This is a genomic window from Streptomyces anatolicus, from assembly GCF_019400875.1.
Classification (GTDB): domain Bacteria; phylum Actinomycetota; class Actinomycetes; order Streptomycetales; family Streptomycetaceae; genus Streptomyces; species Streptomyces anatolicus.
Genome location: NZ_WMBF01000102.1, coordinates 1 through 17434, shown reverse-complemented (window position 1 = coordinate 17434; position 17434 = coordinate 1). Strand labels below are relative to the sequence as shown.

Sequence of the window (17434 nt, the reverse complement as noted above, 5' to 3'; positions counted from 1 at the left end):
GCCGCCAGCGTTCGTCCTGAGCCAGGATCAAACTCTCCGTGAATGTTTTCCCGTAATCGGGATGAACACCACGAGAGCGGAACGGTCGGGAGGAATAATCCCGTCCGTTCACAGCGTCCTCGCTGTGCGCCTTCCGAAGAAGGACTTTTTCAAAGGAACCTCAACCCGATCGGAACCGATCAGGTCGGGGTATCAACATATCTGGCGTTGACTTTTGGCACGCTGTTGAGTTCTCAAGGAACGGACGCTTCCTTTGTACTCACCCTTGCGGGCTTTCCTCCGGGCGCTTCCCTTCGGTGTTTCTTTTGTTCTTGCGTTTCCGACTCTATCAGACTCTTTCGTGTCCGATTTCCTCGGTGCCTTTCCGGTTCCCGCTCCGGCCTTTCGGCTTTCGCGTTTCCCTTTCCGGCGGCTCCGACTTTATCAGAAGTTCTGAGTCGGATTTCCCGCCCCGTTCGGGTCGGCCCCTCGCACGTAGATGCGCGGTGCTTCCCGGTTGGGCGGAGCCGTAAACCTAACGGAGCGAGGCGCCCCGATGCAAATCGAGGTGCCCCGCTCCGGAGATCACGCGGTCAGGAGGGTCAGACCTCGACGACCACGGGCAGGATCATCGGGCGTCGGCGGTAGTTGTCCGACACCCACTTGCCCAGCGTGCGGCGGATGAGCTGCTGCAGCTGGTGGGGCTCGACGACGCCGTCCTGGGCCGACTTCTCCAGGACTTCCTGGACCTTCGGGATGACGGAGGTGAAGACCCCGTCGTCGATGCCCGAGCCGCGGGCCTGGATGTGCGGGCCGCCGGTGATCTTGCCGGTGCTGGAGTCCACCACGACGAAGACCGAGATGATGCCCTCGTCGCCGAGGATCTTGCGGTCCTTCAGCGCGGGCTCGCCGACATCGCCGACGGAGAGGCCGTCGACGTACACGTACCCGGCCTGGACCTTGCCGACGATCTTGGCCTTGCCCTCGACGAGGTCGACGACGACGCCGTCCTCGGCGATGACGATGCGGTCGTGCGGGACGCCGGTGAGGGCGCCGAGCTCGGCGTTGGCGCGCAGGTGGCGCCATTCGCCGTGGACCGGCATCAGGTTCTTGGGCTTGCAGATGTTGTAGAAGTACAGCAGCTCGCCCGCCGAGGCGTGGCCGGAGACGTGCACCTTCGCGTTGCCCTTGTGGACGACGTTCGCTCCCCAGCGGGTGAGGCCGTTGATCACGCGGTAGACCGCGTTCTCGTTGCCGGGGATGAGGGAGGACGCCAGGATCACCGTGTCGCCCTGGACGATGCGGATCTGGTGGTCGCGGTTGGCCATGCGGGAGAGCGCGGCCATGGGCTCGCCCTGCGAACCCGTGCAGACCAGGACGACCTCGCTGTCCGGCAGGTCGTCGAGCGTCTTGACGTCGACGACGAGGCCCGGCGGGACGCGGAGATAGCCGAGGTCACGGGCGATGCCCATGTTTCTGACCATCGAGCGGCCCACGAAGGCGACCCTGCGGCCGTACTCGTGCGCGGCGTCCAGGATCTGCTGGATGCGGTGCACATGGCTGGCGAAGCTCGCCACGATGATGCGCTTCTGCGCGCCGGCGAAGACGCCGCGGATTACGCCCGAGATGTCGCGCTCGGGCGGGACGAAGCCCGGGACCTCGGCGTTCGTGGAGTCGGAGAGGAGGAGGTCGATGCCCTCTTCGCTCAGCCGTGCGAACGCGTGCAGGTCGGTCAGGCGGCCGTCCATCGGCAGCTGGTCCATCTTGAAGTCACCAGTGGCGACGACCAGGCCCGCGGGGGTGCGGATGGCGACGGCCAGGGCGTCCGGGATGGAGTGGTTGACCGCGATGAACTCGCAGTCGAACGGGCCCAGGTGCTCGCGGTCGCCCTCGACGACCTCGAGCGTGTACGGACGGATGCGGTGCTCCTGGAGCTTCGCCTCGATGAGCGCGAGGGTCAGCTTGGAGCCGATCAGCGGGATGTCCGGCTTCTCGCGCAGGAGATAGGGGACACCGCCGATGTGGTCCTCGTGACCGTGCGTGAGGACGATGCCCTCGATGTCGTCGAGGCGGTCCCTGATGGACGTGAAGTCCGGCAGGATCAGGTCGATTCCGGGCTGCTCCTCCTCGGGGAAGAGCACTCCGCAGTCGACGATCAGCAGACGACCGTTGTACTCGAAGACGGTCATGTTGCGGCCGATCTCACCGAGGCCGCCCAGCGGGGTGACCCGCAGGCCGCCCTTCGGGAGCTTCGGGGGGGCGCCGAGTTCAGGATGCGGATGACTCAAAAGACTCTCCTCACCACGCGCGCCACGTACCTCCGAGGCACGTGGCGCGTATGACGTTCGTGCGTTAGCAGTTGTTGTGTGGGGTGCGGGCGGCTCGTGTTGCTCGCGCGCCCGCGGGTTCCGCTTATTCAGTTGTGAAGTCTGTGGTTACAGCTGTACCCCGCCGGCGGCGAGGTCGATCTTGAGCTGCGCCGTCTCCTCGGGAGTCAGCTCCACCATCGGCAGGCGGAGCGGGCCCCCGGGGCGGCCCTGGAGGGCGAGCGCCGCCTTGGTGGTGATGACGCCCTGCGTGCGGAACATGCCGGTGAAGACCGGGAGCAGCTTCTGGTGGATCTCCGTGGCCTTCTGGACGTCGCCCGTGAGATGCGCTTCGAGCATCGCGCGCAGCTCGGGGGTGACGACGTGGCCGACGACGGAGACGAAACCACAGGCGCCGACCGACAGGAGCGGGAGGTTCAGCATGTCGTCGCCGGAGTACCAGGCCAGGTCCGAGCGGGCGATGGCCCAGCTGGCGCGGCCGAGGTCGCCCTTGGCGTCCTTGTTGGCGACGATCCGGGGGTGCTCGGCGAGGCGGACGATCGTCTCGGTGTTGATCGGTACGCCGCTGCGGCCCGGGATGTCGTAGAGCATGACCGGCAGCGCGGTGCTGTCGGCGATCGCGGTGAAGTGCCGGAACAGGCCCTCTTGCGGGGGCTTGTTGTAGTACGGCGTGACGGTCAGGAGGCCGTGCGCGCCGGCCTGCTCGGCTGCGCGGGCGAGTTCGATGCTGTGGCGGGTGTCGTTCGTGCCGACGCCCGCGACGACGTGGGCGCGGTCTCCGACGGCGTCCACTACGGCTCGTACGAGATCGTTTTTCTCCGCGTCACCCACGGTCGGGGACTCACCGGTGGTGCCGTTGATGACCAGGCCGTCATTGCCTGCGTCCACCAGGTGGGCGGCGAGCTGCTGCGCGCCGTCGAGGTCAAGTGCGCCATCCGCCGTGAACGGCGTGACCATGGCGGTGAGGACCCTCCCGAAGGGGGTCTGCGGAGTGGAGGTCGGAGCCATGGGTAACACGCTACTCGCTGCTCAGCGCGGGGTCCCCCCTCGGGGGATGTGAGCGGACCTGACAAGTATGGAGCCCGGCACTGCCTGCTCGGGGGTTCAAGCAGTGCCGGGTCCGTTTGATCAGGCTAGATGAACTTCACGAAGTGCCGCAATACGGACACTTCGCTCCGCCCGTCCGTACATCAGTGCCTTACGGCGCCACGCGTCCGTTCTTGTTGAAGGCCGCGTGGGTGAGCGGCATCAGTTCCGCCCAGTACTCCTCCATCTTCTCGCCGACCATCTCGATCTCCCGCTGCGGGAAGGACGGGACCTTGGCCAGCTCGTGCTGGGTGCGCAGGCCGAGGAAGTGCATCAGCGAACGGGCGTTGCACGTCGCGTACATCGACGAGAAGAGGCCGACGGGGAGCACCGCGCGGGCGACCTCGCGGGCCACGCCCGCGGCGAGCATCTCCTGATAGGCCTCGTACGCCTGGCGGTAGGAGTCCTCCATGACGCGGCCCGTCAGCTCCTGCTGGGCCTGGGTGCCCTCCACGAAGACGTACTTGCCGGGGCGGCCTTCCTGGACCAGCTTGCGGGACTCGTCGGGGACGTAGAAGACGGGCTCCAGCTCCCTGTACCTCCCCGATTCCTCGTTGTACGACCAGCCGACGCGGTGGCGCATGAACTCACGGAAGACGAAGATGGGGGCGCTGATGAAGAACGTCATCGAGTTGTGCTCGAAGGGGCTGCCGTGGCGGTCCCGCATCAGGTAGTTGATCAGGCCCTTGGAGCGCTCCGGGTCCTTCTGCAGCTCGTCGAGCGACTGCTCGCCCGCCGTGGAGACACGGGCGGCCCACAGGACGTCGGAGTCGGTGGCGGCGTGCTTCACCAGCTCGACGGTGACCTCGCTGCGGAAGCTGGGCTTGAGGTCTTCGGTGGGGGTCTCGCTCACTGGCGGGGTCCTTCCATGTGCATCACTCGGGCGGCGCCCACTCTATGGCCAGGCACTGACAATCCGCCGTTCGGTGACCCGCCACGACATTCTTCAACTAATTTGCCGAAACAGGGCACCTTTTGGGCGATTCGAGCGTCTGTCTGGATGAGAGAGAAAGTTCGATACCCGTGAGGAGAAGCGCGCCCCATGTTCCGTCGGCGAGAGCCCGTCCCGTTCGCCTTCATCGCCGAAGCCGACAAGTTCCGCAGCAATGTCACTCCCCCGCCGCGTGAGCGCGCATCGGCCGGTCAGATCATGGGCCGCACGCTCATCGGCCTGACCGTCGTGGCCGGTCTCGTGGGATCCCTGCTCTTCGGGATGCCCGCGATGTCGGCCGACCAGTCGCCCGCCCACACTCAGCAGTCCGAGGCCTCGGACGGTCGCTGACCTGCACGGTCCGGACCCGCGGCGCTGACCCGTCCGGACCCCCAAGGGTGGTGGCAGGGGACACGGCTCGATAACCTCACCGGGCACAGCCCGTGCGTGGATCGAGTGAGGATCAGCCCGTGCCCCTGCCTTTCCTGACCGCGGACCGCGCTTTCGACGACGCGGCGGACGACGCGGCGCTGCCCTTCGACGACCGCGATCAGTGGCGTCGTCCTTACCGCCCCGGCCCCTGGCGCGTGGGCACCGCCGCGCTGTCGCTGCTGCTCGCCTCGTACATCCTCTTCGCCGCGGTGATCATCGCTTTCGCGGACTCCCTGGCGGGTGCCGCCATCTGCGCGGGGCTCGCCGTGCTCCTCGTCGTCGGCTCGCTGCGGCTGCTGCGCGTGGGCACCTGGGTGAGCTCGCGCGGAGTGCGCAAGGTCGGCTTCCTGCGGACGCGGACCGTGCCGTGGACGCAGATCGCGGCCGTGCGCACCGCGCAGCAGCCCGTGCGGTGGCTGGGGCTGCCCCGCACGGTGCAGGGGCAGGCCCTCATCCTCGTACGCCGTGATCGGGCGGACGACGGGCAGCAGTTGTTGCTGACCGACCGGAACGCCGACTTCCTGGCGCGGCACGAGGCGTTCAACCGGGCGGCGGACTCCATCGAGGTGTGGGCCGACGAGTACCGGACCACGGCCGAGTACGAGCCCACCGCCTGATCGCCCGTTCACCGCTCGGTCAGGCGTTCACCGGCTTGCCCGCGTGCAGGGCGATCGCCCGTTGCATGGCCTTTCGCGCGCGCGGGGTGTCCCGCGCGTCGTGGTAGGCGACGGCGAGGCGGAACCAGCAGCGCCAGTCGTCCGGCGCGTCCTCGGTCTCGGCCTTGCGGCGGGCGAAGACCTCGTCGGCCGAGTCGCGGTCGATGCGGCCGCTGGGCGTGCGCCTCAACTCGTCGACGGGCAGGCCGCCTTCGGCCTCCAGTTCGGCGGCGAGGCGGTTGGCGCGCTGGACGAACTGGGTGTTCTTCCAGAGGAACCAGATGCCGATGAACGGCAGGATCAGCACCGCGACGCCGAAGGTGACGGTGAGCGCGGTGCCGTGCTGTATCAGGAGCACGCCTCGGCTGCCGACCAGGACGAAGTAGACGACCAGGACGGCGGCCGTGACGGCGTAGGTGATCTTCGCTCGCATGGGGGTCGCTTCCCTGGTCAGCCGAGGTCCAGGAAGTGTTCGAGGCCGAAGGTCAGCCCCGGGGTGCTCACCACGCGGCGCGCGCCGAGCAGGATGCCCGGCATGAAGCTGCTGTGGTGCAGCGAGTCGTGCCGCACGGTCAGGGTCTCGCCCTCGCCGCCGAGCAGGACCTCCTGGTGGGCGAGGAGGCCGCGCAGGCGCACGGAGTGCACCGGTACGCCGTCGACGTCCGCGCCGCGGGCGCCGTCCAGGGCGGTCGACGTGGCGTCGGGCTGCGGGGCGCTGCCCGCTTCCCTGCGGGCCTCGGCGATGAGCTGGGCGGTGCGCGTGGCGGTGCCGCTGGGGGCGTCGGCCTTGTTCGGGTGGTGCAGCTCGATGACCTCGACGGACTCGAAGTAAGGCGCCGCGAGCTGCGCGAACCTCATCGTCAGGACCGCGCCGATGGAGAAGTTCGGGGCGATGAGCACGCCCGTGCCCGGGGACGCCTCCAGCGACGTACGCAGCCGCGCGAGGCGTTCGTCGGTCCAGCCCGTGGTGCCGACCACGGCGTGGATGCCGTGGCCCACGCAGTAGTCGAGGTTGGCCATCACCGAGTCGGGGTGGGTCAGTTCGACCGCGACCTGGGCGCCGGACTCCGCGAGGGTCTCCAGCTTGTCGCCCCGGCCGAGCGCCGCGACCAGTTCCATGTCGTCGGCGGCCTCGACGGCCTTCACGGCCTCGGAGCCAATGCGGCCCCTGGCTCCGATGACCGCCACGCGCAGCTTGCTCATGTCCTTCATTCCTTAGGTCGATCCCTTACGGGAGTACGAGACCGCTTCGCGGGACTACGCGACCGCTTCCTGGAGGCGGGCCGCCTGCTTGTCCTTGAGCGGGCCGATGGCCGCCAGGGACGGCCGGTGTCCGAGGACGTCGCGGGCCACCTCGCGCACCTCGTCGGGGGTGACCGCCGAGATCTTGGCCAGCATCTCGTCCACCGACATGTGCTCGCCCCAGCACAGCTCGCTCTTGCCGATGCGGTTCATCAGGGCGCCGGTGTCCTCGAGGCCGAGGACGGTGGAGCCGGCGAGCTGGCCGATGGCGCGGCCGATCTCGTCGTCCGACAGACCGTGCTCGGCGACCTGGTCCAGCTCGTCGCGGCAGATCTTCAGCACGTCGTGCACCTGGCTCGGGCGGCAGCCCGCGTACACGCCGAAGAGGCCGGTGTCGGCGAAGCCCGAGGTGTACGAGTACACGCTGTAGGCCAGGCCCCGCTTCTCCCGGACCTCCTGGAAGAGGCGGGACGACATGCCGCCGCCGAGCGCGGTGTTCAGGACGCCGAGCGCCCAGCGGCGCTCGTCGGTGCGGGCCAGGCCCGGCATGCCGAGGATGACGTGGGCCTGCTCGGTCTTGCGGTTGATCAGCTCGACGCGGCCCGCGGTGCGCAGGGCGCGGGAGCCCTGGCGCGGGGGCATCGGGGTGGCGTCGGCGCGGCCGAGGGCGCCGGCCTTCTCGAAGGCGGCGCGGACCTGGCGTACGACCTTGTTGTGATCCACGTTGCCCGCGGCGGCGACCACCAGGTGGGTGGGGTCGTAGTGCTTCTTGTAGAAGCGGCGGATGCGGTCGGCATCGAGGGCGTTGATCGTCTCCTCGGTGCCGAGGACCGGGCGGCCGAGGGGGGTGTCACCGAGCATCGTGTGCGCGAACAGGTCGTGCACGCAGTCGCCCGGGTCGTCCTCGGTCATCGCGATCTCTTCGAGGATGACTCCGCGCTCGGCGTCGACGTCCTCCTGCAGGATCAGGGAGCCCGTCAGCATGTCGCAGACGACGTCGATGGCGAGCGGCAGGTCCGTGTCGAGCACGCGCGCGTAGTAGCACGTGTACTCCTTCGCCGTGAAGGCGTTCATCTCGCCGCCGACCGCGTCGAGCGCGGAGGAGATGTCCAGGGCGCTGCGCTTCTTGGTGCCCTTGAAGAGGAGGTGCTCCAGGTAGTGCGTGGCGCCGTTCAGCGACGGGGTCTCGTCGCGTGAGCCGACGTTCGCCCAGATGCCGAAGGTCGCCGAGCGGACGGAGGGCAGGGTCTCCGTGACGACGCGCAGGCCTCCGGGGAGGGTCGTCCTGCGGACCGTGCCGATGCCGTGCTCGCCCTTGATGAGGGTTTGGGTACGGGCGACGGCCCGCGCCTCCGAGGAGGTGCGGGCCGTCGTCGTGGTGCTACGCGACGTCACTTGTCGGTGTCGTCCTTCTGGTCGGCGGCCTGCTCGTCGCCCTCTTCGCCGTCGATGACGGGGATGAGGGAGAGCTTGCCGCGGGAGTCGATCTCGGCGATCTCGACCTGGACCTTCTGGCCCACGCCGACGACGTCCTCGACGTTCTCCACGCGCTTGCCGCCGGCGAGCTTGCGGATCTGCGAGATGTGCAGCAGACCGTCCTTGCCCGGCATGAGCGAGACGAACGCGCCGAAGGTCGTCGTCTTCACGACGGTGCCCAGGTAGCGCTCGCCGACCTCGGGCATGGTCGGGTTGGCGATGCCGTTGATCGTGGCGCGGGCGGCCTCGGCCTGCGAGCCCTGCGCGGCACCGATGTAGATCGTGCCGTCGTCCTCGATCGTGATGTCGGCGCCGGTGTCCTCCTGGATCTGGTTGATCATCTTGCCCTTGGGGCCGATGACCTCACCGATCTTGTCCACGGGGATCTTGACCGTGATGATCCGCGGGGCGTTCGGGGACATCTCGTCCGGGACGTCGATGGCCTCGTTCATGACGTCCAGGATGTGCAGACGCGCGTCACGGGCCTGCTTCAGCGCGGCGGCCAGGACCGAGGCGGGGATGCCGTCGAGCTTGGTGTCGAGCTGGAGCGCGGTCACGAACTGCTTCGTACCGGCGACCTTGAAGTCCATGTCACCGAAGGCGTCCTCCGCACCGAGGATGTCGGTGAGGGTGACGTAGTGCGTCTCGCCGTCGATCTCCTGGGAGATCAGACCCATGGCGATACCGGCGACGGCGGCCTTCAGCGGCACACCGGCGTTCAGCAGCGACATGGTGGAGGCGCAGACCGAGCCCATGGACGTCGAGCCGTTCGAGCTGAGCGCCTCGGAGACCTGACGGATCGCGTAGGGGAACTCCTCGCGCGTCGGCAGCACCGGCACGATCGCGCGCTCGGCGAGCGCGCCGTGGCCGATCTCGCGGCGCTTGGGGGAGCCGACGCGGCCGGTCTCGCCGGTGGAGTACGGCGGGAAGTTGTAGTTGTGCATGTAGCGCTTGCGCGTCACCGGGGAGAGCGTGTCGAGCTGCTGCTCCATACGGAGCATGTTCAGCGTCGTGACACCCAGGATCTGGGTCTCGCCACGCTCGAACAGGGCGGAGCCGTGCACACGCGGGATGGCCTCGACCTCGGCGGCGAGCGTACGGATGTCGGTCACGCCGCGACCGTCGATCCGCTTCTTCTCCTTGATGACGCGCTCACGGACCAGGGTCTTGGTCAGCGAGCGGTACGCGGCGGAGATCTCCTTCTCGCGGCCCTCGAACTTCGGGAGCAGCTTCTCGCCGGCCAGCGCCTTGACGCGGTCCAGCTCGCTCTCGCGCTCCTGCTTGCCGGCGATGGTGAGCGCCTGGGCCAGCTCGGTCTTGACCGCGGCGGTCAGGGCCTCCAGCACGTCGTCCTCGTAGTCGAGGAAGATCGGGAACTCGCCGACGGGCTTGGCGGCCTTGGCGGCGAGGTCCGACTGGGCCTTGCAGAGGGCCTTGATGAAGGGCTTGGCGGCCTCGAGGCCGGCGGCCACGATCTCCTCGGTCGGCGCCTCGGCGCCGCCCTTGACGAGCTCGATGGTCTTCTCGGTGGCCTCGGCCTCGACCATCATGATCGCGACGTCGCCGTCGTCGAGGACGCGACCGGCGACGACCATGTCGAAGACGGCGTCCTCAAGCTCGGTGTGGGTCGGGAAGGCGACCCACTGGCCCTTGATGAGCGCCACGCGCGTGCCGCCGATCGGGCCCGAGAAGGGCAGGCCGGCCAGCTGCGTGGAGCAGGAGGCGGCGTTGATCGCGACCACGTCGTACAGGTGGTCGGGGTTGAGAGCCATGATCGTCTCGACGACCTGGATCTCGTTGCGCAGGCCCTTCTTGAAGGAAGGACGCAGCGGGCGGTCGATCAGGCGGCAGGTGAGGATCGCGTCCTCGGAGGGCCGGCCCTCGCGGCGGAAGAAGGAGCCGGGGATCTTGCCGGCGGCGTACTGCCGCTCCTCGACGTCCACCGTCAGGGGGAAGAAGTCGAGCTGGTCCTTGGGCTTCTTGGACGCGGTGGTGGCCGAGAGGACCATCGTGTCGTCGTCCAGGTAGGCCACGGCGGAGCCGGCGGCCTGACGGGCCAGCCGGCCCGTCTCGAAGCGGATGGTGCGGGTGCCGAACGTGCCGTTGTCGATGACGGCCTCGGCGTAGTGGGTCTCGTTCTCCACTGTTCTCCTACGTGTCTACGTTTCGTCTTCTCGCCCCTGGGCCCGTGTGGCCCGGGGCGGCGTCCCGTGGCGGTCCTTCGTGGACCGGGTGGGTCCTGCGTGGACCGGGACTGTGTGGAGAAGCGCGCCGTGTGTGCGGGCCGGTCTTCGATCGAAGCACCCGGGGAATCTCCCGGGGGCCACTACCGAGGACCGGCGGCGGCGAGGTGCGCCTCTCCCTCGTGGGTGGTGCCTATGAGGTTGTTGCTAGTACTCGCCTACCCAGCGAGTCGTGCTGGGTATCACCAGACTACAAAGCGTCGGTGACACCGCGCACGTACAGCAAAGGGAGCGGCCCCCTTCGAGTGCTTCGAGTGGGAACCGCTCCCTTCACGGCGTCTTACTTGGCGCCCGCCGCACCGCGGCGGATGCCGAGGCGGTCGACCAGGGCACGGAAGCGCTGGATGTCCTTCTTGGCCAGGTACTGCAGCAGGCGGCGACGCTGGCCGACCAGGATCAGCAGACCACGACGGGAGTGGTGGTCGTGCTTGTGGGTCTTGAGGTGCTCGGTCAGGTCCGAGATCCGGCGCGACAGCATGGCGACCTGGACCTCGGGGGAGCCGGTGTCGCCCTCCTTCTGGCCGAACTCGGTGATGATCTGCTTCTTCGTAGCAGTGTCGAGCGACACGCGTACTCCTCGTGGGTCTTCGAGTGCCTCCGAGTGCCCCTGGTCTACATCTCAGGGGAGCTTCCGTGACTCGGGAGGCGGTGATGGGCCGCCGGGCGCGGGGTCGGGTCCTGGACGGACTCGGGTCCGGGTCCCTGGGGATCCGGGGGTGCGCATACAGGCGGTTGTTTCACAGGGTACCAGTCGGCTTGTGGGGGGTTTGCCCATGGGTGACGCCGCACTGTTCAGCTGGTCAGGGAGCGGGCCGCGTCGTAGACATCCAGGACGGCCAGGCACAGCGGGACCAGAGAGAGCAGTATCGCCGATTCCGTCAGGTCGAGGAGGCGGCCCCAGAAGGGGGAGAGCCCCTTCGCCGGAATGATCAATGCGGTGGCTGTCAGCAGAGCGCATCCCAGCGCGATGGCGGCGGTGAGCCAGACCGCGCGCAGCTCCATGGGGCCGTGGTTCCCGTGGAGGATCAGCTCCCGCATGGCGTCGCCGGGCGGGTTCAGCGCCAGGCCGATGAGCAGCAGGGCGATGGCGGCGATGCCCGCCCCCAGTACGCACACGACCTGCGAGGTGTAGCGGAAGAGCCGGGCGCGGAGCAGGGTCGCAAGGCCCGTCGCGAGCGCCAGGAGCTGCCCCCACACGTTCCCCGAGAAGCCGAGGACGACGGCCGAGCCCACGACGACGGAGGCCGAGCCGGCCACCAGGCCGAGCAGCAGCTCGTGGCCGCGCCGGGCCTGGGCCGCGATCCGGGCCGCGTCGAGAGGGCCGGGGACCACGGCCTGGTTCAGGTCGGCGTCGAAGTCCTCCCGCACGGAGCTTCGCGGCGGGGCATAGCCGATGGGCAGTCCGGCGAACCGGGCGGACAGGCCCGGCAGGAACGCGACGAGGGCAATGGTCACCGGGGCGGTGACCGCGGCGGCCTCGGCGGGTGTGGCCTCGGTGAGGATCGCGACGAAGGCCGCGAGGGCGCCTGCCGCCGACAGGAATGTGGCCGCTACGAAGGGGGCGTCGCTGCCGGGAGAGACAACGACGAGCATGACCGACGCCACGAGCACGGTGACGCAGCCGAGGAGGAACTGCAGGCGGCCGGGTCCGTGCCCCGCGTCCGGGGCGATGATCCCCGATCCGGCGACGAGGAGGAGCGGCAGGGCGGCGAGCCCCAGGACCGCACCGACGGCACGGTCCTCGTAGACACGTACGCGTACGCCGGCGAAGGCGAGGAGCAGCAGGCCCATGCCGCCCGCGAGGATGCCCGGCAGGCCGTTCATGTCGTGGCGCACGGGATCGGCGGACCAGAGCACGAAGGCCATCAGAAGGAGGACCAGGAAGCTTCCGGTCAGGCCGGCGCCGCGCAGCAGTGCGTCTCTCCACAGCCTGCGGTCCTGGACCACGGCGGAGGCGACCGCGTCCGCGACGTCGTCGTACACGGCGGGCGGCAGCGACATGGCGAAGGGCCGCAGGCTGAGCACCTCGCCGTCAAGCACCCGCTGGGCGGCGAGTGTCCGGGAGCCGTCCAGGACGGTGCCGTCCTGGCGTACGAGGTGGTAGCCGGCCGGTGTGCCGACCGGCTGGGTCTGGCGGGTCAGCCGGCACACCTGGGAGTAGATGTCCGCCACCGCGATGTCCTCCGGCAGAGCGACGTCGATGCGGCTGTCGGGCGCGACGACGGTGACCCTGCAGAAACCGGTCGCTGCGGGCGAACTCACCTTGTCCGACCCCCTGATTCGCGGTTGTGCACGATGCGTGCGTCACCCTTCCGCTACGCCCTGTCAGTGCCTGCACGTAGGATCGCCACCCATGCGGAGGGAGACCGACGCGGCCAGGGCAGAGGTACGGAACTGCCTGTCCATATAGGGGGATTGACGTTCCGGTGAGCCAGATCGTCATCAAGCGCCCACCACGCGGTACTGCCACCCGAAGCGCCCACAGACGAGCTGCAGTTGGCGGCTCGGCCCGAACTGCCGCGCGGGCAGCAGGAGGGCGTGCTGATGCAGGTGCTGCCGACGCTCGGCATGGGCTCGTCGGTGGTCTTCTTCTTCGCGTCGCCCAACGCCCACCCGTTCATGCGGATCATGGGTGTGGTGATGCTGGTATCGACGGTCGCGATGGTCGTGGCCCAGGTCGTCAGGTACCGGCGGGGTACGCAGGGGCAAATGGCGGACGTACGCCGCGATTACCTCAAGTACCTTGCCCAGACGCGGCGTACGGTGCGCAGGACCGCACTCAAGCAGCGCGACACCCAGTTCTCTCTGCACCCCTCTCCCGAGCAGCTGTGGTCGGTGGTCGCCGAGGGCAGCCGACTGTGGGAGCGGCGCGTCGGGGACCGGGACTTCGGGCAGGTGCGGGTGGGTCTGGGCCCGCAGCAACTGTCCACTCCCCTGGTCGCGCCGGAGACGGCGCCGGTCGACGAGCTGGAGCCGCTGGCCGCGGGAGCCATCTTGACGGTCTCCGGAGAGCCCGAGTCCGCACAGGGCACGGCACGCGCGCTGGTCGCCCAGCTCGCCACTCTGCACGGGCCCGACGACCTGATGATCGCGGTGGTCGCGGCGCCCGGGGCCGTCGGGCGATGGGACGTAAAGAAACGGATACCGACGACATTCGGGGGTGGGGGTAGTGAGGCGCCCGACGGTCGTCGCGCTGTTCGCAGCAAGTGTTTTCATGGTGAGTTCCTGCAGCTCCGAAAAGAACGAGGCAACCGCGAGGCCGGAACCTGCTTCAGAGAGATTCCTTCGTACCTGGAGTCCGAGCTGCGCGAAGCGCGTACAGACATTCGGGACTCCAGGCGTACATATGAGATTCGATACGGCCCGTCCCTATTCCCTTTTGACTTCCCCTTCTCCAAAGAATCCAAGGTTTCCGAAGCTCGGACTGTGACGCCGGTGAACTCCGTCGTCAAGCTGGTCCATGGCGAGAATCGACGCGGAATCATTGAATACAACATCTACGTGAAGTGTGATGTCCCGGGCGCCTCCGCACGGCAGAGTGCAGGGATGCCGGTCGAAGGCACTCTGGTTGATTCGCTCACGAATGACGACGATCCCGCCACTTACCTCACCCATCTCCTCCGTTCCGCTCGAGTAGTCGCACAGGCCTTCGACTGCGAGAACGCACCCGAGGTGCCGGACAACCTGCCGACGTCAGCCAAATAGTGGGCACCCGCCAAGTAGGCTGAGCCCACCGTAAGTTCGTACGTCGGGAAGGGGCCGGTTCGTCATGGGCGAGGGAGAGGACGAGGACGTCAAGGCGCGTAAGGAGCGGGAGAAGGACGAGCTCTACGCCCTTGATATCTCGGGGGTCGAGTGGCACAGCGCGCCCGGTACGGAGGAGGCCGAGGAGCGGGTCGAGATCGCGTACCTGCCCGAGGGTGCCGTCGCGATGCGGTCGTCGTTGGACCCGGAGACCGTGCTGCGCTACACCGAGGCCGAGTGGCAGGCCTTCGTGCTCGGGGCGCGGGACGGGGAGTTCGACCTGGAGCCGACCACGCGAAACGGTGGGCTGCCGGCCGACGGGGCCAGCCCTGCCGGGTGAGCGGTGAGCGATGAGCTCGTGTGCTTCTCGTAGACGTGAGTGCAGAGGGGAGGGGAGTCCGGGTGTGTGTCTGTCCCCGGACTCCCCTCCCCCTCTCACGCCCGCCGTGCGCCTCGCGGCGTTCGCGCAGGGCTCAGCTCAGCATTCGGAATCGCCAGGCGTTGCCCTTGTCCGTGTCCTGGTAGCCGGCGACCGATTCGTTCAAGAGCTGCGGTACTCCTTGGCTTCCGGCCGCGGCTTCTCAGGCGTGGTCGACGATTCCTCAGGCGTCGTCGATGATTTTGCTCGGTACCTCGTACGAGTTGTCCACCTTGCGGATCTGAGCGATCCGCTCCTGCTCGTGGCCGTCAAAGCCCTTCACGCTCATCCGCATGACGTCTTCCAAGTCGACGAGGTTGTCCTGGAGGTTGTCCTGGAGCTTCTTCAGGTGCAGGTTCACACCTCGCTGCAGGGTGTCGAACTCCTTGCCCGCCGCGCCCTTCCAGCCGGCCTGAATCATGTCCACGACCGAGTTGAGCGACGTGACGCGCTTGCTCACGTCGGTGTGGAAGTTGCGGACCTTGTCCGCCAGTTTGGTCAGATCGTCATTGCTGTAATCAGCGCTCATCGCTCTTGCCCTCTCATGTGCGGACAGCGGCGGTACCCGCTGCTCTTCTCGACTCCGTGCCAGGCCTTCCCGGCTCCGGCGGGCAAGGGTCGCGCCAGGTCTCACATGTGGGGTGACCTTGTGGTGTGCCGATCGTGATCGGCAGTACGTGATGACGCGGACCACCGATGCCGAGACCGGATTGTTGGGTACGGCTCACCGGATGGACTGACCTGCGGGGCATCGTGCAATTCGGGGTGCGGTGTCGGCCGTTGAGGGATTTGTCCGTCACGGTTTGATGTACGCGGATCGTTCAGGGGTGGGGCGTGGCGCAATGAACAACGCTGGTGGGGTGGGCTGCCCTGACGTGCCGGTGGTTTTGGTGATTAGTCTGGGGCAGGGCGTTGCGCCGGAAACCCGCGAGCGGGTCGCGTGCGTCCTCAACGGGGAGAGCCAGGCGGATCGGACGACAGGAACGGTCGCCCCCCACCACGGCACGAGGGTGCTCGACCACACCAGGAGGCATTGTGAACAGCGATCGGGACGAGATCCGCGGGGGCTGGGACTCACCCGTCGATGATCAGTCCGACGCGGAGTCCGCCGCCGAGACGACGGGCGAGTTCACCATCGACTACGCGCCGCCCGCCTGGTATACGCAGAACGCTTCGGGGAGTGCGGGGGAGAGCGCTGCGGATCCTTCCGCGACGCCCGTTTCGACTCCGCCTGTTTCGACTCCGTCTGTTTCGACTCCGCCCGCTTCGTCTCCGTCGGGGGTGGGTGGGACTGCTGCTTCGGAGACGGCTGAGGGTGCTTCGGGGGCCTCGGGGGATTCTGAGGTTGCTCCGGAGGTTTCTGCTCCTGCTTCGCCGGCTCCCGCTCCTGCCACTCCTTCTTTTGCCGCGCCGCCCCTGGCTCCGCCCACCGGGCCGGTTCCGCCCGCTCCTGTCGTGCCGCCGTCGGACGCGCCCTCGAATGCCGTTCCCAGTGTGGTGCCGAAGCTTCCCGTGGGAAGTGGGTTCGAACCGGTCGCCCGGGACGATGAGCAGGGGGCAGCCGATGTGCCGCCCGCCGCGTCTTCCGGTGGCGGGGCCACCGACTGGAGCACCGCCCTTGCCGGGCCTGCCGCTTCCGTGCACGTGACTGGGGTTGTGCCTAAGGGCGAGGTCGAGGCTTTGGCTGACTCCGAGGCTGAGGCCGAGCAGGCGGAGGCGAAGGGTGAGGCCGAGGTCCAGGAGGCTTTGGCTGCGGATTCGGCTCCGGTTGCGCCTGCCGTGGGTGACACCGAGCGCGAGGCTCCCTCCGGGGATCTCGGGGGCGGTGATCTTGAGAGTGGCGCCACCATGCGGTTCTCCGCGCGTGCTCTCCAGCGCGAGATCGAGGAGCGTGCCGCCGCCTCTGAGCAGGCGGTGGAACCTCCGTACGTGTCTTCCGTCGAGGACAGCGTCGAAGGCTCCGACTTGTCCGGTGAGGGGGGCTCCTCGCGGGACGATGAGGTGGACGGTGCCGCGTCCGTCGTAGGTGCCGCAGGTGAGGAAGGCGCGGGCGCCGGTGCGGGTGTCCGTGAGGCCGAGCCTGAGGATGTTGTGCCCTCCGTGAGCGCTGATGACAGTGGCGATGGTGAGGGTGGTGCCGGTGACGTGCAGGATGCTGTGCCGTCCTCCTGGGCTCCGCCTCCCGCGCCCTCGCCTGCGCCTGCGTCGCAGAGTGGGCTTCCGCCCTTGCCGCCCACCTATCAGCCCGCCGCTCCCGCCTCGGCGCCGCAGTGGCCCGCGCCTACGCAGACTCCGGCGCCCGTGCAGCAGCCGGTTCAGGCCGTGCCCGAAGCCGCGCCTGCGCCTGCTCCCGCCCCTGCGCCCGCGCCTGCGCCTGCTCCCGCTCCGACGGCCGTCCCCGAGCCTGTTCAGGCGCAGACTCCGCCGCCCGTGACTGCCGCTCCCCTGCCGCAGCCGCCTCAGCCGCCTCAGTCTCAACCTCAGCCTCACGCGCCGGTTCAGCCGCAGGCTCCGCAGCAGCCTGCCCCCGGGGCCTGGGCTCCTTCGCCCAACGCTCCGGTCGCCGATGTGCCGGGACAGGCTCCGCAGGGCGGGTATGGGTTCCCGCAGTCGGTACCGGGTGCGCCCTTGCCGCCCGCGCAGAACTCCGCTCCGGCCGCCGCGCCGGCGCCTGCTCCCGCGCCTGCCGCGCCCGCCGCTCCGGTGCCACAGGCCGGTTATGGGTTCCCGCAGCCGCCCTCTCCCCATGGGCAGCAGCCGATGCCGAGTGGGCAGCACCCCGCTCCTGGGCCGGGGCTCGCACCCGTGGCTCCCGCGCCGCAAGCCGGTTACGGGTTCCCCCAGCCGCCCGCTCCGCAGCCTCAGGGCCAGCAGGCTCCGCAGGCCCACCAGCCCCCGCA

General features: G+C 68.7%; 14 protein-coding genes and 1 pseudogene. 5 read left to right on the top strand and 10 right to left on the bottom strand.

Annotated features, from left to right (window positions below):
• Positions 1–581: 581 nt before the first annotated feature.
• The 3 genes from GKQ77_RS12585 to thyX all read right to left on the bottom strand — a co-directional run bounded on the left by GKQ77_RS12585 (position 582) and on the right by thyX (position 4245).
• Positions 582–2267: a ribonuclease J gene (locus GKQ77_RS12585; protein WP_125515452.1), complete on the bottom strand. Its 1686-nt coding sequence runs from the start codon at positions 2265–2267 to the stop codon at positions 582–584.
• A gap of 147 nt (positions 2268–2414) precedes the next feature.
• On the bottom strand, positions 2415–3314 hold the full coding sequence (dapA, locus tag GKQ77_RS12580) for a 4-hydroxy-tetrahydrodipicolinate synthase (protein ID WP_219688804.1): 900 nt from the start codon (positions 3312–3314) through the stop codon (positions 2415–2417).
• Positions 3315–3504: 190 nt separating this feature from the next.
• On the bottom strand, positions 3505–4245 hold the full coding sequence (gene thyX, locus GKQ77_RS12575) for an FAD-dependent thymidylate synthase (protein WP_219688803.1): 741 nt from the start codon (positions 4243–4245) through the stop codon (positions 3505–3507).
• Between the two features lie 189 nt (positions 4246–4434).
• Here thyX and GKQ77_RS12570 point away from each other — a divergent pair, with 189 nt between their 5' ends.
• Together GKQ77_RS12570 and GKQ77_RS12565 are read left to right on the top strand one after the other, a co-directional pair.
• Complete coding sequence (locus GKQ77_RS12570; protein ID WP_219688802.1) at positions 4435–4674, top strand: hypothetical protein; 240 nt, start codon at positions 4435–4437, stop codon at positions 4672–4674.
• Positions 4675–4793: 119 nt separating this feature from the next.
• Positions 4794–5372 carry an SCO5741 family PH domain-containing membrane protein gene (locus tag GKQ77_RS12565; protein ID WP_219688801.1) on the top strand — a complete coding sequence of 193 codons (579 nt, stop codon included), beginning with the start codon at positions 4794–4796 and terminating at the stop codon, positions 5370–5372.
• Positions 5373–5391: 19 nt separating this feature from the next.
• Here GKQ77_RS12565 and GKQ77_RS12560 read toward each other — a convergent pair whose 3' ends face one another.
• The 6 genes from GKQ77_RS12560 to eccD all read right to left on the bottom strand — a co-directional run bounded on the left by GKQ77_RS12560 (position 5392) and on the right by eccD (position 12634).
• Positions 5392–5844, bottom strand: a complete 453-nt coding sequence (locus GKQ77_RS12560; RefSeq protein WP_219688800.1) for a hypothetical protein — start codon at positions 5842–5844, stop codon at positions 5392–5394.
• Positions 5845–5861: 17 nt separating this feature from the next.
• Positions 5862–6614, bottom strand: a complete 753-nt coding sequence (gene dapB / locus GKQ77_RS12555) for a 4-hydroxy-tetrahydrodipicolinate reductase (RefSeq protein ID WP_219688799.1) — start codon at positions 6612–6614, stop codon at positions 5862–5864.
• A 54-nt stretch (positions 6615–6668) separates the two neighbouring features.
• Positions 6669–8048, bottom strand: coding sequence for a M16 family metallopeptidase (locus tag GKQ77_RS12550; RefSeq protein WP_219688798.1), 1380 nt, complete (start codon positions 8046–8048; stop codon positions 6669–6671).
• Positions 8045–10273, bottom strand: coding sequence for a polyribonucleotide nucleotidyltransferase (locus tag GKQ77_RS12545; protein ID WP_219688797.1), 2229 nt, complete (start codon positions 10271–10273; stop codon positions 8045–8047). Before GKQ77_RS12545 ends, GKQ77_RS12550 begins: the two co-directional genes overlap by 4 nt.
• A gap of 379 nt (positions 10274–10652) precedes the next feature.
• Positions 10653–10940, bottom strand: coding sequence for a 30S ribosomal protein S15 (rpsO, locus tag GKQ77_RS12540; protein ID WP_125515443.1), 288 nt, complete (start codon positions 10938–10940; stop codon positions 10653–10655).
• Positions 10941–11164: 224 nt separating this feature from the next.
• Positions 11165–12634 carry a type VII secretion integral membrane protein EccD gene (gene eccD / locus GKQ77_RS12535; protein WP_219688796.1) on the bottom strand — a complete coding sequence of 490 codons (1470 nt, stop codon included), beginning with the start codon at positions 12632–12634 and terminating at the stop codon, positions 11165–11167.
• A gap of 164 nt (positions 12635–12798) precedes the next feature.
• Here eccD and GKQ77_RS12530 point away from each other — a divergent pair.
• Together GKQ77_RS12530 and GKQ77_RS12525 are read left to right on the top strand one after the other, a co-directional pair.
• A pseudogene (locus tag GKQ77_RS12530) lies at positions 12799–13564 on the top strand (type VII secretion protein EccC); the annotation flags it as partial.
• Positions 13565–14141: 577 nt separating this feature from the next.
• Complete coding sequence (locus GKQ77_RS12525; RefSeq protein WP_219688795.1) at positions 14142–14456, top strand: DUF397 domain-containing protein; 315 nt, start codon at positions 14142–14144, stop codon at positions 14454–14456.
• 262 nt (positions 14457–14718) lie between these two features.
• On the opposite strand, the gene GKQ77_RS12520 is transcribed toward GKQ77_RS12525, so the two are convergent.
• Positions 14719–15063: a WXG100 family type VII secretion target gene (locus GKQ77_RS12520; RefSeq protein ID WP_219688794.1), complete on the bottom strand. Its 345-nt coding sequence runs from the start codon at positions 15061–15063 to the stop codon at positions 14719–14721.
• Between the two features lie 506 nt (positions 15064–15569).
• Between GKQ77_RS12520 and GKQ77_RS34120 the strand changes: the two genes are divergently transcribed.
• Positions 15570–17434, top strand: a 1865-nt coding sequence (locus GKQ77_RS34120; protein WP_372459863.1) for an SCO5717 family growth-regulating ATPase, incomplete at its 3' end; no start/stop codon positions are given.